The following is a 13,616-nucleotide window of genomic DNA, read 5'->3' as shown; positions in this document are numbered from 1 at the left end:
TCCACCGGCAACCACACTCGCCGGTCCAGCACCTCCAGGCCTGACAGCGACTCATCCCCCCAGCCACAACTGACGGAAGTTCTCGGACGCTTACTCAATACGCGGTGCGCGGCCTTTGTGGAGGTCGAGGTGGCCGAGCGCGGGCCGGAACTGATGCGGGAGCTCTCGCGGGACGGCAATGTCGCGACCATCCAGCGAACCGCCGGTGACGGTGATCTGCTCCTGACCGTCATGACCTTCGATCTCGACGCCCTCGGCGACTGGGTGCAGCAGTTGTCGGCGTCTCCGATGGTCGCGCGTACACGCACCCGCGTGGTGATGCAGGTGTTCGGGGAGAGCGAACGCTGGCGGGTACGAGCGCTGGGCGTCGGCGAGGAGTCGACGCTGTCCCGATACCGCCCACCTCCGCGTCCGCTGATCCATCAGCCGGACGCCGTGGACCTGGCGTTGATCGCCGCGCTCGCGGCCGACGGCCGCAGGTCGGCGGTCGAACTCGCCGGCGTCTGTGCGATCAGCGCCGCGGCCGTCCGGCGCCGGCTGACCTACCTTGTCGCCGAGCGCATCCTGTCCATTCGCTGCGAGGTCGCGCACGTACTCGGCGGATGGCCGGTGACCGCCAATATCTGGGCCCGTGCCACACCACGCACCCTCGGCACGCTCGTCGACGCACTCGACTCGTTTCCCCAGATACGGGTGTGCTGTGAGGTGACGGGAACCGCGAACGTACTGATGACAGTGTGGCTGCGGCAGATCAGCGAGCTGTCGCGCCTGGAGCACGACCTCGAGTCGCAGGTACCCGGACTCGTGATCGCGGACCGCAGTATCACCCTCGAAACGCCCAAGCGGCTGGGCTCGTTACTCGACCGAGCCGGCCGCTGCACCGGTTTCCATCCGCTGGAACTGTTGACCACCGCCGTACCGCAGCCTGACGGCGCGCTGTGACCGCACCGCCCCGCGCTCGAGCCCATGACACCGACCGGAGCGTTATCGGCGCCCGGGACTTGCGGCGCGCCGCGGGTACGCGGGTGCGTTTCTCCCCAGCGGTGTAAAAGAACCATAGCCGGGGGGCGTTGCGGCCAGTGGGCCACGGCGTCCGGACCCACCGTGAGGCGACCGCACACGGGCCGGGCAGTGTGCTGGTGCCCGGAGACGTGGCTCGTGATTCGGGTGCGCACGCTCCGTTCGTGCGAGTTCCCTTCGATCCGCGCCGGCTCGCAGCGAGCAGTGTGTCGACAGCCCGATTCTGGGGTGGACGCACGAACGGCGCCGTCGCCTGCGCCACTTCCGGCAGGGTATGGAACGCGACACCCGGGCGGGCCTGGGCCAGAGCCGGGCGGCCCGAGGCGATCGAGGCCTGTGCCGCGTGCCGACACGGCCATGGCATCTTTTTCTCGAATGATGCTCTCGAGAACAGTTTGCACGAAAGTGCGGGTGGGCCCGGAAGCGCTGTGCTGACCGGGCCCACCCGTCGCTGGATGGATCACGAGAACCGAAAGTCGGCGGTGGAGTGGGAACAGTTCGGCGCTGCCTGCCACATCGGTGGCTGTGCACGCGCGCCACTGAGGGGTGCGTCGCTGCCTTCACTGCAGGCCTGCGGGTTCGGTACGTTCCATTGTCCGCGCCGACCTCGTGAGCGCTGTGGGAACGGGCATCACCTCACTTCCATGGCAGTTGCCGGGTGGTCATCCGCGGCGTGTCGGGCGGCCCGCGTTCGCGGGCCCGGAACCGATGCGGCCGCCGCCCTCGTGGCCGGGAAGGTGGACGCTTGCAGCCCGCGGTTCGTGGCCGCGGGGCACCGGTGGTGCGCAGCCGTGGGACCCAGTGCACTCGGGCCACGCGTAGCGCCTCCTCGACCTCGGCGAACAGCTCCTCGAAGTCGGGATCCAGTGCGATCAGCCGAAGATCCACGTACGTCGGCCAATGCTTGCCGGTACTGGTCGATGCATTCATGGCCGGGCTCCTGGTGTGGCGCCGAGCCGGACGGTCAGGCGTTGATGGCCTGGCGCTCGTGGTCGTGGCGGGCGACCTCGATCTTGCGGGGCCTGGCCTTCTCCGACACCGGAATCACCAGCCGTAGCACCCCGTCGCGATAGTCGGCGCGGATCGCGTCGGTATCGAGGTTCTCACCCAGGAACAGCTGTCGGCTGAACAGGCCGCGGGTGCGCTCGGCGGCCAGCATCGACCGGCCGGAATCCAGCTCCGGACGCGATGCCCGAACAGTAACCACATTGCGTTCGACGTCCAGATCCAGGGAGTCCGGATCGATGCCCGGCAGATCCAGCTCGACGAAGAAGTTGTCGCCCTCGCGCCAGGCATCCATCGGCATCGCCACCGGCCGCGCCGGGGTGCCGAAAACCTGCTGGGTCAGACGATCCAGATCGCGGAAGGGATCCGTGCGCATCAACATGGTCGCCACCTCCAGTTCACTCCTTCACTCTCGAAGAGAAACCAGATAATCTGTGTCAACAGACACATATATTGTTTAGCACTAGATGGAGGACAGTGCAAGTGTCAGCGACAGATCAATGACGAGAGGATGGTGAGGAAGTGCCGGGTACCGATTACCCCGGCCGTAATCCGCCCACCGCCGGGCCGGCGGCCCAGCCGATACTCTCTCGTGATCTCGCGAGTGCTCCGATAACGGCAGGAGCGCCTGGTCGGAACGTTTCTGTCAACCCGTTGGCGGCGCGGGCGCGAGCGCCTAGCCTGCCCGGTACGGGTCGGCGGGTTCCCTCGCGTCGCCCGCCGCCCGGTTCCGACCGAAACGCCGTTCATTCGCCTATCGACCCCAGGGGAGTGTTCATGAAACCGACTGTCGCCGATTCCCCGATCTCCTCGGCCCACTCCGCCGCGGCCGCGTCGGCGAACTCCAGAGATCCCGGTGACCAGCTGAGTTTCCGGACCCGGCGCCGCGGCGAAGCCGTTATCGTGTCGGCGCGTGGTGAGGCCGACGCCTTCACGCTGCCACTGTGGCGGGAAAAAGTCCGCGAAGCCGTCGAGCAGGCAGCGCACGCAAACTGCGCCGTCATCGTCGATGCCGGTCGGCTCGATTTCCTGTCGCTTCGCACCGTGGCCGCCCTGGCCCGAGACGCACGCCGGTACCGGCGAAACGGTACCGAAGTTTGCCTGGTCACCACCGATCTGCGCATAGCCCGTCTCGCCGCCGGCGATCCCCGTACCGCGGACCTACCCGTCCGCTCCACGGTGGTCAGTGCCCTGACAGCGATCCACCTGCGCAAACGGGCCACGCACGCCACCAGCCGCCCGCGCCCGCACCACATCCCACAGATCACCCCGGAGCAGAACGGGGCCTCGCACCGCGGGCGACCACATTATCTGGCCGGCGAAGCAATTCCCGGTCGAGGCGGCCTTCCTCCCACCGTGACCGCCACACCATTGCCGCGCCACCGGTGACCTCCGCCCCTGAGCCGGGCGATGGTGTATTCCACGCGCTGGATCGGGGAATGCGCCGCCCTGTCCGCCGTGGTATCGCTCGAGTAGGGTCGCCCACGGGTCCGCCAGGCGTGGGCCGGAACAGGAGTAGCCCACGATGTCGCTGTTCGGGCGAGATGCCGAGCGCAAGGATCTGGAGGCGCTCCTCTTCGATCCGCGGGACCGCGCCGGTGTGCTGATCGAGGGCGAACCCGGGATCGGAAAGTCGGCTCTGGTCGAGGAGACCGTCGCGGCGGCTCCGGCGCGGGTGTTGCGCACCGCGGGTGCCGAAACCGAGCAGCACTTCGGCTATGCCGGGCTGCACCGGCTGTTGTATCCGCTGCGCGCCGGGTTCGCGGGGTTGCCCGCCCGCCAATACGACGCGCTCGCGAATGCTTTCGGTCTGTCCGACGCCGCGGGTGAGCGATCCTGCGTGATGCCCCGGACCGCCGCGCCTGGCATCGCGCGGCGGGTGTGGTGGGCCACGACGAGGAGGTCGCCCGAGAGCTGGAAGAGGTCGCGGGTCGCGCCCGGCACCGAGGCGCCGCGGCCGCGGCACTGGAACGGGCCGCTGTCGTCGGCTCCACCGGGCATCGCGTGGACCGGCTGCTGCGAGCCGCCGAACTGGCGGTGGATTCCGGGCGCCGAGATACCGCCGAACGCCTGGTGCGCACCGCGCGTACCCTCGATCCGACTCCGCCCCAGGACGCCACGGCGCACCGGCTGCTCAGCGGATTCGACGACGGGGTGCGTGAAGACCCCTCCCGCATCGGAGAATTGGCGGCGCTGGCCGGGCGGGTCGCGGCCGACGGTCACGACGACGCGGCGCTGCGCATCCTGTGGGGTGCGGCCATGCGGTGCTTCCGGTCCGAACCGGGCCCGGAGGTGCGGCGTGCCCTGCTCGAGGTCGTGAGTGGTCTGCCGGTGGCTCGGGCCGGTCCGCGCCGGGTCGCGATCACCGCCTATGTCGCGCCGGTCGAATGCGGTACGACCGTTCTCGGGTACCTGGGTGAGCTGGTCTCGGCCACCGGGCGCGACCCCGAGGTCGACCGGTTCCTCGGTAGCGCCGCGCTCCAGGTCGGTGCCTTCGATCTGGCCGCCCGCTACGCCGCCGCGGCCGCGCCCGGGCTGCGCGCCACCGGGCAATTGGGACTGCTACCCCGTGCGCTGGCGGTCCAGGCATGGTGTCTGACCCGGCTCGGCGATGTGATCACCGCCGAGCCGCTCGCGGCCGAGGCCGCGGCCCTGGCCGACGAGACGGGTCAGCCGTTCATGGGTGGGCTGGCCGTCGCCGTGCAGGCCGAGATCGCCGCCCTGCGCGGGAACTACCCGCGGGCCGCGACGCTGGCCGCGGACGCGGAGCGGATCGGGCTGGCCTCCGGTGCGCGGCCGGTGCTGGCGACGGTCGCGCTGGCCCGCGGCCTGGCAGCACTCGGCGAGGGCCGTGCCGACGACGCCTACGCCGACCTCGCCCGCATGCACGATCCCGCCGATCCGGCCCACACCCCGGCGCTGCGCGTGTACTTCCTCGCCGACCTCGCCGACGCGGCGGTCCGCTCCGGCCGCACCGCGGCCCTGCGGGAACTGCTGGACTCGGTGACGCCTGCCGCGGCGCGCACCGACTCACCGGCCCTGCACCTCGGACTGCGCTACGCCCGCGCCCTGATCGCCGGCGAGGACGCCGACGACCGGTTCGCCGAGGTGCTGGCGGCCGACTTCACCGGGTGGCCGGCCGAACGCGCGCGAGCGCACTTGGCCTACGGCGGATGGCTGCGCCGGCAGCGCCGCATGGTCGACTCCCGGCACCCGCTGCGCGCCGCGCGGGAAACCTTCGACGCGCTCGGCTTCGCCGCGTGGAGCGACCGGGCGCGCCTGGAGTTGCGGGGCGCCGGCGAGGCGAGCCCGGACCGGGCCGCCGATATCGGCGAACGGCTCACCCCGCACGAACTCGCCATCGCGCGGCTGGCCGCCCAGGGACTGACCAATCGTGAGATCGGGCAGCGGCTCTATCTCTCGCATCGCACCGTCAGCACCCATCTGCACCGTATCTTCCCGAAAATCGGCGTCAGCTCCCGCACCGAACTCGCCGCGGTGCTCCCCGCCGTGCCCGGCACCGCCGCATGAGATCGCGCGACGGTTCGTCGGATCGTCGCCGCACACACCGTCACCGATTACGTCATCCGACGGACGCGGCGCTGCCGCTGTGTTCCCTAGCGTCATCGATGTGGCCGGATGCGGTCACGAATCGTGTGTTCGACGAGGGAGTTGCCATGGCCATCAGCAGACGACGACTGTTCGGCGGGGCGCTCTCGGTGGGTGCCGCCGGGGTCGCGGTGACCTCGCTCGGCGGCTGCTCGGCCGAGGAGTCCGTGCCACCGGTCACCGCCCCGGGCGCCGCGCTGCGGGTGGGAGCGGGGGCCGCCACCGGCCTACCCCCGGTGCGACAGGTCCGGGCGGGGCTGCTGAACGTCGGATACGTCGAGTACGGTCCCGCCACCGGCGCCCCGGTGCTGCTGCTGCACGGCTGGCCCTACGACCCGCACAGTTACGCCGATGTCGGCCCGCTGCTGGCGACGGCGGGTTACCGGGTGATCGTGCCCTACCTGCGCGGTTACGGACCGACCACATTCCTGTCCGACCGCACCGTCCGCAACGGTCAGCAGTCGGCGATCGCGCGAGATGTCGTCGACCTCATGGACGCGTTGCACATCGACGCGGCGATCCTCGGCGGTTTCGACTGGGGTTGGCGCACCGCCGATATCGTCGCCGCCCTGTGGCCGCACCGCTGCAAGGCGCTGGTGTCGGTGAGCGGATACCTGGTCACCTCGCTGACCGCCAACCAGCAGCCGCTGCCGCCGCAGGCCGAACTCGGCTGGTGGTACCAGTACTACTTCGCCACCGAGCGGGGCCGGCTCGGCTACAGCCGCAATCGGCACGAGTTCAAAAAGCTGATCTGGCGCACCGCCTCCCCGGCGTGGGATTTCGACGACGCCACCTACGATCGCAGTGCCGCGGCGTTCGACGGTGCGGCCAAGGACGGGGCGGCCTACCGTGCCAGGTTCACCGGCCGATACGAGCACCGGGTGCTCGACGGGATCGGGCACAACGTGCCGCAGGAGGCGCCGCAGCCCTTCGCCCGGGCGATCATCGACGCCGACCACCTCTGAGAGCTCCGCGACGCACACCGGCGACGCCCTGTCCGGCCGGCCCCGACACCCGTCGCGGGACCACGAGATACGTCACCGCAGCGTCATCCGACGGATTCGCCGGACCACCCCGCGCGGCAATGCTCGACAGGTAACCCGGCGGCTCCGCGGCCGCTGACGACCGATTCGAAAGATATGACGTTCGAAACTGTGAGAAACGAGACCGAATGAGCGACAACCTCACCCGGATCTACGACGTCGTGGTTCGCGGCGCGGGTCCGGTGGGCGAGAACGTCGCCGACCGGACGAGCGCCGCCGGACTGCGTACGGTGATCGTCGAATCCGAACTGGTCGGCGGCGAATGTTCTTATTGGGCCTGCGAACCCAGCAAGGCACTGCTGCGACCGGGTCTGCTCTACGCCGAGGCCGCGCGGATGCCCGGGGTCGGCGCGGCACTCGCCTGGCCGATCGACGCCGGTGCTGTCCTGGTATACCGGGACCGGATGTCCGCCGATTGGGACGATCAGGATCAGGTCGCCTGGCTGAAATCCGCGGGCGTCACCCTGTTCCGGGGCACGGCCGGATCGCCGGCGAGCGCCGGGTCACGGTGGAAACACCCGACGGGCCGGCCGTACATCTGACCGCGCGCTACGCGGTCGTCGTATGCACCGGCACCCGCGCAGCGCTGCCGCCACTGCCGGAGTTGGAAGCGGTGCGCCCCTGGACGAGCCGGGAAGCCACCAGTGCCCGCGCGGTGCCGTCCCGGCTGGCCGTGCTCGGCGCGGGGGTGGTCGCCGCCGAGATGGCCACGGCATGGCAGGCACTCGGCTCGCGGGTCGCGCTCATCGCACGCGCGGACCGGCTGCTTCCGCGCGCTGAGCGGTTCGCCGCCGAACTGGTCGCCGAGCGGCTGCGTGGAGCCGGTGCCGAGCTCCGGTTCGGCACCACTGTCACGCACGCCGAACGCGCGGGCGGGCCGGACGACACCGTGCACCTCACCCTCGCCGACGGCAGCCGTATCGTCGCCGACGAACTACTGCTGGCGACCGGGCGCGACCCCCGCACCGAGGACATCGGACTGGACACCGTCGGACTGACCCCCGGGCAGTGGCTCGACACCGACGACACCTTCACCGTGCCGGCGGTCGCCGGTGCCTGGCTGTACGCGGTAGGCGACGTGAACCGCCGTGGGTTGCTCACCCACCAGGGCAAGTACCAAGCGCGGATCGCGGGCGCCGTCATCGCCGACCGAGCCCGCGGTCGCGGCCTGGACCCCGAACCGTGGGGCAGGCACCGGGGCACCGCCGATCTGGTGGCGGTCCCGCAGGTGGTGTTCACCGATCCGGAGGTCGCCGCCGTCGGCCTGACGACCGAGGAAGCGAAACGGGCAGGGCGGCCGGTCGACGTGGTCGACTATGACATCGGTCGCGTCGCGGGTGCCCTGCAGTACCTCCCGGACTACCGAGGGCGCGCGCGAATCCTGGTCGATCCGGATCGTGGCGTGATCGTCGGGGCGACTTTCGCCGGGCCGGGAGTGGCCGAGCTACTACACTCGGCGACCGTCGCAATTGTCGCCGAGATACCGATCGATCGTCTCTGGCACGCCGTCCCGTCGTTCCCGACCCTCGGCGAGATCTGGTTGCGCCTGCTCGAGACCTACCGCGATCAGCGCCGATGAACACCTCTACCGCCGCCGGGAACACCAGCGACGCCGTCCGAACACGGACGGGCCCCACGACATGCGATTCCACCCGAAAAGGAGCACAAGAAATGTCCGATACCTCGAAGGTCTGGCTCGTGACCGGCAGTTCACGGGGGTTCGGCGCGGAACTGGTCCGCGCGGCGCTCGCGCACGGGGACCGGGTCGTTGCGACGGCACGTCACCCGGAACAACTGCGGGAGGTCGTCGACAGCAGTGACGGTCGAGCCCGGGCCTTCCCGCTCGATGTGACCGATGCGTCCGCGGCCGCGGCCGCCGTCGCATTCGCCGTCGCCGAATTCGGGCGGATCGACGTGGTCGTCAACAACGCCGGCTACGCCGACAGCGCCGCGATCGAGGAAATGGACCCCGACGAATTCCGCGCCCAGATCGAGGCCAACCTGTTCGGGGTCGTCAACGTCACCCGCGCCGCCCTGCCGGTACTGCGCGCCCAGCGCTCCGGTGTCTTCGTCCAGTTCTCGTCCGTCGGTGGCCGCGTCGGCGGTACACCGGGCATGGGGGCGTATCAAACAGCGAAGTTCGCGGTGGAGGGGTTCTCCGAGGTCCTGGCCGGAGAAGTGCAGCCGTTCGGTGTGAAGGTGATCATCGTGGAGCCCGGCGCGTTCCGTACCGACTGGCAGGGTTCGTCGATGCGGATGCGCGAGCCCGGCCCGGACTATCGCGAGACGGTCGGACGGATACACGAGATGCGCCGCGCGACCGACGGGAAGCAGCCCGGCGACCCCGCCCGGGCAGCGGACATCATCGTCGACATGGTCGGCGCGTCCGAGCCCCCTCGACGGCTGCTGCTGGGTGGCGGCGCGGTGGAACAGGCGTTGGCCGCCGGCGCCGAACGCGACGCGGAAGCCCGGCGCTGGGCCGCGGTCAGCCGTAACGCCGACTTCCCGAATCACGCCCGCGCGAGTTCGGTCTAGTTCGGGGCGGGCGCCCTCCTACGGCTGCGCGAGCGGTGTTTTCCGAGCGGCCGCCCACGCCGCCGTCGGCGGCTCCGCTGCTGCCGTCCGGCCGACCGAGCCGTCCGGCGACACAGCGCCGCGGGCAGGCCACCGCCACCCGGCACGGCGGCCCGGCGGGCCGCGCCGCACCCTGGGCCGGGGATGGCCGATCCGAGCCCACCGTTACCCGAATCAGCTCATCTCCGAGATGGGCGCTGCGGCGAGACGAACTTTCCGCCGCAGCCCGAGACGCGCGAGCAAACCGGTTGCTACCAGCCCGAATATAGAACGTCCACCGCCCCGGGCGGGCGCGTCCTTCCCGGACGCGAACCAGACTCGGAAGGTCGCCGGATCGACCGGGAGCGAGATGTGTTCGTGTGTTATCGCCCAGGTGTCGTCCGTCCGCCGCAGACAGACTGTCTCGCGCACCCATATCGGCAACTCGATCCCGCCCCGGCGCTTTCCCGAGTCCAGGTGGAGCATGTGGGCAAAGGCCGTGTCCGCGGCTGTGATGACGATCAGATCGTGGGTTTCCAAGCCGATGGGGCCGATATAGCCGTCGAACCATCGCACGAAGTTGCGGCGCACTTCCCCGGAACCCGTGAACCGTAGCGGGGCAACGGCATCGTAATAGACGATGTCCGGTGAATAGAAGGACATGAGGCGATCGATGTCCTTGGACCGCTGGGCGTCGGCGCGGCTTTCCAGCAACGCCCTGATCCGGTCTTCGTGCGAACTCACTGTGTCTCCCTTCGAGAGTTCCCGGCTGCACACATCTGCCTGCGCATGCAATAACCCGACGAAGTAGCCCGGACGAATGTGAGGCGCATCCCGATCCGCCGCGACGCGGTGCGAGGTCCGAACCAGAGGCGCTTCCGAACCCGGCACCGCGGCGAAGCCGTCGTCTCGGCGCCGCGCGGCCGCGCAAGTGTCCTCGGCTGCTCGATGCCGGCTCTGTGTCGGCTCGGACACACAGTGGACGTCGGTGCGCAAACAGACCGTCCGGGTCCGGAGCCGAAGAATTGTGGTCACCGAACAACGAAGGCCATACGGAGGATTCCATGTCGAGATTCACCACCCTGATCAATACGACCGCTGTCGCGTTCGCCGCTGCCGCGATTGTGGGTCTGTCCGCGCCCCCGGCCGCGACGGCCGATCCGGCGCCGGCCGGTCCGGCGACATCGGCGCAGGTACCCGTGCGAACGCAGGGATGGCTGAACATCTACGACGGGCGGGCGCCGCATGGTGCGAATGCTGTCGAGCTCACCGCGGTCGCCGACCCGGCGGTCGGGCTGCGCGTGACCGACGGTGACGGTCTCTCGCTCTACCGGTTCGACAAGGACACCGCCACACCGTCCCGGTCGAACTGCAACGGTGACTGTGCCGTCACATGGCCGCCGCTGCTGGTGAGCCGGGGGCAAGGGCTCTATATCGTCGGTATCGACCCGGGGCGGGTCGGATTCGTCGAGCGCGCCGACGGTTCGTGCCAGGTCACCCTTGGCGGCTGGCCGGTGTACCACTTCTCGAAGGACCACCGGCCGGGAGATCTGCGAGGTCAGGGCGTCGGCGGCACCTGGTTCGCGGTCGCGCCCTCCGGCGGTAAGGCACTCGCGGAATAGGCCCTCAGCGGGCGCAGCGAACCAGCGCCACCCGGTCGACCACGGCGATCCGGCCACGGGTCGACGCGAGAATATTGCGTTGTTGCAGGTCGCGCAGCACCTTGTTACTGCCGACCAGCGCTGGACCGGTATTGACCCCCACCCGGAATCGCGGCCGGCCGGGATGTCGAATCACCGTTTCGGCGACCGCTCGCTGGAGCGCGAGCCCTGCGCCGGCGGCGCGCAGCGCATGACCCGGCTGGTGGGTCGGTGCGTTGAACAGGGCCATCACCGCGTCGTCGACGAACTGTGATATCCAACCGCGCGGCGATATCCAGGAGGTGCCGCGTGGACGCATTGGCGTCCACGCCCGCCGCTGTCCGTCCGGCCGCGTCGCGCCCGCCGTGCTCGGCGCGTGCGTCCGACGGACCCTTGCGCGCCTTCGGCTCCCAGTGGTCACCGACCTTCTCGTAACTGTGTTTCAACGCGGCGTAAGCGACCCGGTGGGGCTGGGCTGTGAGGTCCGGTCGCCGGGTGGAGCCACTGATCAGGCCGAGGTGTTCCGGCGTTGCGGGTAGAGTCCAAATGCGACCTGACCAGCGGCGGCTCGCCCACGGACCGGTCACCGAGTAGTCGATTCAATTCTCATACAAGTCTACGGGGGTCCGCTGTTCTGCCCTGGGCCCGGCTCGCCGAGGTCGAGGCGCGTGCCGTTGTCATCCTGCTGCACGGATCGCCGGTGTACGAGCCGGTGCCGGTCGAACTGGTCGGGTACGAGTCGCGTACTCGCCTTCGACACATCAGGCTCGGGCTCAGTGAATCCGCACCGGTCGACACCCGCGTCGCGGACTACGGCCGAATCCTGATCGAGGCCGTGAACGTCCAGGCCTCGGGTGATTCGTACAGGTCGGGTGGGGTTCCTGGCCTCCGAAATCGTCTGTCGGCTGCTCGGCAGCGGCCGGGTGCGCGGCGTAGTCCCTGCGCGCTCGAGGGAACCGGACCCCGAACGCCACAGCTCGATCTATCCGGTCGTGTACGCCCCGCAGCAGTTCATCGACGCCATCGTCGCGCTGCGCTGAGCGGTCCGAGGCGGGCGCGCGTCGAGCGCGACCCGAGACCGTGTGCGACAGCCGGTACTGCGATCGCGATCCTATCGCACGCGGTGATGTCTCCGGGACCACTCGTAGCGCCCCGGCCACCGGCACACCCCCGAATCACCGCGTCCACAGGCCGTGGCCACCACGTTATCTCGAGGAAGATCGATATTCGGATCATTGTCATCTCCGGGCGCCAGAGGAAACACACCACCCTTGGACTGTTCACCGCATCGAAGATCGCCCCAGACCGGATATGACGAGGCCCATGTCCATAGGTCGGCGCCGGCGCTGGTAAGTGCACTACGGTGCGCGGCAGAGTATATCCGGTCCAGCCGAATCGCCCGGAAAATCGGGCATTGACACTCTGGAAAGAAGGGGAGACAGTGTGCGCATAAGTGATGAGCGCGTCCCTCCCTGATATCGAACAGGCAACGGTGTTCTCCTACATCCGAGGATATAGTGGATCGGGCGAGGAGTGAGCCAATGGTTTCTTTTGCTTCACACAATCCCCATCGGGACATACGCTGATGAGCGGTAACAAACCCCCACCCACGCAGCGTGAGACGACTGAATCGTTTCGCGCCGAGTTGGCTGCCGCAGGTTGTCTGGATGCGGTGGAGATCGGCCGGGGCGGGTTCGGAGTGGTGTATCGCTGCCGGCAACCGGAGCTGGACCGGATCGTGGCGGTCAAGGTTTTGACCGCGGGTCTGGACGCGGAGAATCGGGCCCGGTTTCTGCGGGAGCAGCGGGCGATGGGCCGCTCGACCGGACATCCGAATATCGTGACCATGTTGGAGGCGGGTTCACTGGCCGGCGGCTGTCCCTATCTCGTGATGCCCTATCACCCCGCGGGATCTCTCGATACATGGATCCGGCGACACGGCCCACTTTCGCCGGAGAATGCGCTGCGGATCGAATCGAAGATAGCCGGTGCGCTCGCGGCGGCCCACCGGCTCGGAATCGTGCACCGGGATGTGAAGCCGGGAAATATTCTGCTCACCGATTTCGGTGAGCCGGCACTGACCGATTTCGGTATCGCGCATATCGGTGGCGGCTTCGAGACGCCCGCCGGAACAGTGACCGGCTCGCCGGCGTTCACCGCACCCGAAGTACTCGAGGGCAGGCCGTCGACGCCGGAGGCCGATGTCTACGGGCTCGGCGCGACTCTGTTCTGCGCGCTGACCGCACATGCCGCCTTCGAGCGGCACAGCGGTGAGAACATAGTGGCGCAGTTCCTACGGATCACCGCCGATTCCCTGCCCGATCTGCGGCAGAGCGGTATCGACGACGATATCGCGACTTTGGTCGAGAGGGCGATGAGGCGGGATCGCCGCGCACGTCCTTCCGCCGCGGAACTGGGCGAAGCCACAGAGTGGATACTTCGGCGCCGCGGAAATCCGCCCGGCGTGTTGGTTCTGCGGACCGATTCCGATCCGGAACGCTCGCTGTCCGAGAACGCGGCGCGCGGTGGGCGGCAGGTGGAGACGGTCGGTGGAAGTTATGAGGACGCGGTCGGTGCGAATTCCGGTGGCAATCTGCCACTGGAGTTGACCGGTCTCGTCGGTCGGCGCGCCGAATTGACCGAACTCAGGAATCACCTGTCGAGGTCGCGTTCGGTCACGCTCGTCGGTACCGGCGGTGTGGGCAAGACCCGGGTGGCGCTGAAGGCCGCATCGCAGGTTCAGCGT

12 protein-coding genes and 3 pseudogenes are annotated in these 13,616 nt (G+C 69.2%); 10 read left to right on the top strand and 5 right to left on the bottom strand.

All coding sequences use genetic code 11. From position 1 onward, the window contains the following. Window positions 1–129 precede the first annotated feature (129 nt). Window positions 130–942 (top strand): Lrp/AsnC ligand binding domain-containing protein, encoded by an 813-nt coding sequence (locus tag ABZV91_RS30605; RefSeq protein WP_355249216.1) that lies wholly within the window; start codon window positions 130–132, stop codon window positions 940–942. Window positions 943–1,656: 714 nt separating this feature from the next. Here ABZV91_RS30605 and ABZV91_RS30600 read toward each other — a convergent pair. Beyond that, window positions 1,657–1,950: a hypothetical protein gene (locus ABZV91_RS30600; RefSeq protein WP_355249215.1), complete on the bottom strand. Its 294-nt coding sequence runs from the start codon at window positions 1,948–1,950 to the stop codon at window positions 1,657–1,659. A 34-nt stretch (window positions 1,951–1,984) separates the two neighbouring features. Then, a complete protein-coding gene (locus ABZV91_RS30595) occupies window positions 1,985–2,407 on the bottom strand; it encodes an HSP20 family small heat-shock protein (RefSeq protein ID WP_355249214.1) in 423 nt (140 codons plus the stop codon). Between the two features lie 395 nt (window positions 2,408–2,802). Between ABZV91_RS30595 and ABZV91_RS30590 the strand changes: the two genes are divergently transcribed. The 6 genes and pseudogenes from ABZV91_RS30590 to ABZV91_RS30565 all read left to right on the top strand — a co-directional run bounded on the left by ABZV91_RS30590 (window position 2,803) and on the right by ABZV91_RS30565 (window position 9,212). Beyond that, window positions 2,803–3,414, top strand: a complete 612-nt coding sequence (locus ABZV91_RS30590; RefSeq protein WP_355249213.1) for an STAS domain-containing protein — start codon at window positions 2,803–2,805, stop codon at window positions 3,412–3,414. Window positions 3,415–3,550: 136 nt separating this feature from the next. Beyond that, a pseudogene (locus ABZV91_RS30585) lies at window positions 3,551–3,685 on the top strand (AAA family ATPase); the annotation flags it as partial. A gap of 224 nt (window positions 3,686–3,909) precedes the next feature. After that, complete coding sequence (locus ABZV91_RS30580; protein WP_355249212.1) at window positions 3,910–5,556, top strand: LuxR C-terminal-related transcriptional regulator; 1,647 nt, start codon at window positions 3,910–3,912, stop codon at window positions 5,554–5,556. Between the two features lie 146 nt (window positions 5,557–5,702). After that, window positions 5,703–6,599: an alpha/beta fold hydrolase gene (locus ABZV91_RS30575; RefSeq protein ID WP_355249211.1), complete on the top strand. Its 897-nt coding sequence runs from the start codon at window positions 5,703–5,705 to the stop codon at window positions 6,597–6,599. A gap of 206 nt (window positions 6,600–6,805) precedes the next feature. Further along, window positions 6,806–8,256, top strand: a pseudogene (locus ABZV91_RS30570) (NAD(P)/FAD-dependent oxidoreductase). Window positions 8,257–8,348: 92 nt separating this feature from the next. Further along, complete coding sequence (locus tag ABZV91_RS30565; protein WP_355249210.1) at window positions 8,349–9,212, top strand: oxidoreductase; 864 nt, start codon at window positions 8,349–8,351, stop codon at window positions 9,210–9,212. 213 nt (window positions 9,213–9,425) lie between these two features. Here the strand turns inward: ABZV91_RS30565 and ABZV91_RS30560 are convergent, their stop codons facing one another. Then, on the bottom strand, window positions 9,426–10,226 hold the full coding sequence (locus ABZV91_RS30560) for a nuclear transport factor 2 family protein (RefSeq protein WP_355249209.1): 801 nt from the start codon (window positions 10,224–10,226) through the stop codon (window positions 9,426–9,428). Window positions 10,227–10,294: 68 nt separating this feature from the next. Here ABZV91_RS30560 and ABZV91_RS30555 point away from each other — a divergent pair, with 68 nt between their 5' ends. Continuing rightward, entirely contained in the window at window positions 10,295–10,852 is a 558-nt protein-coding gene (locus tag ABZV91_RS30555; protein ID WP_355249208.1) for a hypothetical protein, read from the top strand. Window positions 10,853–10,856: 4 nt separating this feature from the next. Here the strand turns inward: ABZV91_RS30555 and ABZV91_RS30550 are convergent, their stop codons facing one another. Both ABZV91_RS30550 and ABZV91_RS30545 read right to left on the bottom strand, forming a co-directional pair. After that, window positions 10,857–11,189, bottom strand: a complete 333-nt coding sequence (locus ABZV91_RS30550) for an adenylate/guanylate cyclase domain-containing protein (RefSeq protein WP_355249217.1) — start codon at window positions 11,187–11,189, stop codon at window positions 10,857–10,859. Next, window positions 11,143–11,382, bottom strand: a pseudogene (locus ABZV91_RS30545) (ChaB family protein); the annotation flags it as partial. The pseudogene ABZV91_RS30545 and the gene ABZV91_RS30550, both read right to left, overlap by 47 nt. A 342-nt stretch (window positions 11,383–11,724) precedes the next feature. Here ABZV91_RS30545 and ABZV91_RS30540 point away from each other — a divergent pair. Both ABZV91_RS30540 and ABZV91_RS30535 read left to right on the top strand, forming a co-directional pair. Then, window positions 11,725–11,910 (top strand): hypothetical protein, encoded by a 186-nt coding sequence (locus ABZV91_RS30540; protein ID WP_355249207.1) that lies wholly within the window; start codon window positions 11,725–11,727, stop codon window positions 11,908–11,910. 545 nt (window positions 11,911–12,455) lie between these two features. Beyond that, window positions 12,456–13,616: serine/threonine-protein kinase (locus ABZV91_RS30535; RefSeq protein WP_355249206.1), on the top strand; the 1,161-nt coding region annotated here is incomplete at its 3' end.

Origin of the sequence: Nocardia sp. NPDC004568 (assembly GCF_040609955.1) — a bacterium.
Taxonomy (GTDB): domain Bacteria; phylum Actinomycetota; class Actinomycetes; order Mycobacteriales; family Mycobacteriaceae; genus Nocardia.
Note: the sequence above shows the minus strand (reverse complement) of the source record. Positions and strands in the feature narration are given on the sequence as shown.

Coding starts and splice junctions, on each gene's coding strand:
- ABZV91_RS30575 (WP_355249211.1), top strand. CDS start 5,703: ATGGCCATCAGCAGACGACGACTGTTCGGCGGGGCGCTCTCGGTGGGT.
- ABZV91_RS30590 (WP_355249213.1), top strand. CDS start 2,803: ATGAAACCGACTGTCGCCGATTCCCCGATCTCCTCGGCCCACTCCGCC.
- ABZV91_RS30555 (WP_355249208.1), top strand. CDS start 10,295: ATGTCGAGATTCACCACCCTGATCAATACGACCGCTGTCGCGTTCGCC.
- ABZV91_RS30595 (WP_355249214.1), bottom strand. CDS start 2,407: ATGTTGATGCGCACGGATCCCTTCCGCGATCTGGATCGTCTGACCCAG.
- ABZV91_RS30550 (WP_355249217.1), bottom strand. CDS start 11,189: ATGCGTCCACGCGGCACCTCCTGGATATCGCCGCGCGGTTGGATATCA.
- ABZV91_RS30600 (WP_355249215.1), bottom strand. CDS start 1,950: ATGAATGCATCGACCAGTACCGGCAAGCATTGGCCGACGTACGTGGAT.
- ABZV91_RS30565 (WP_355249210.1), top strand. CDS start 8,349: ATGTCCGATACCTCGAAGGTCTGGCTCGTGACCGGCAGTTCACGGGGG.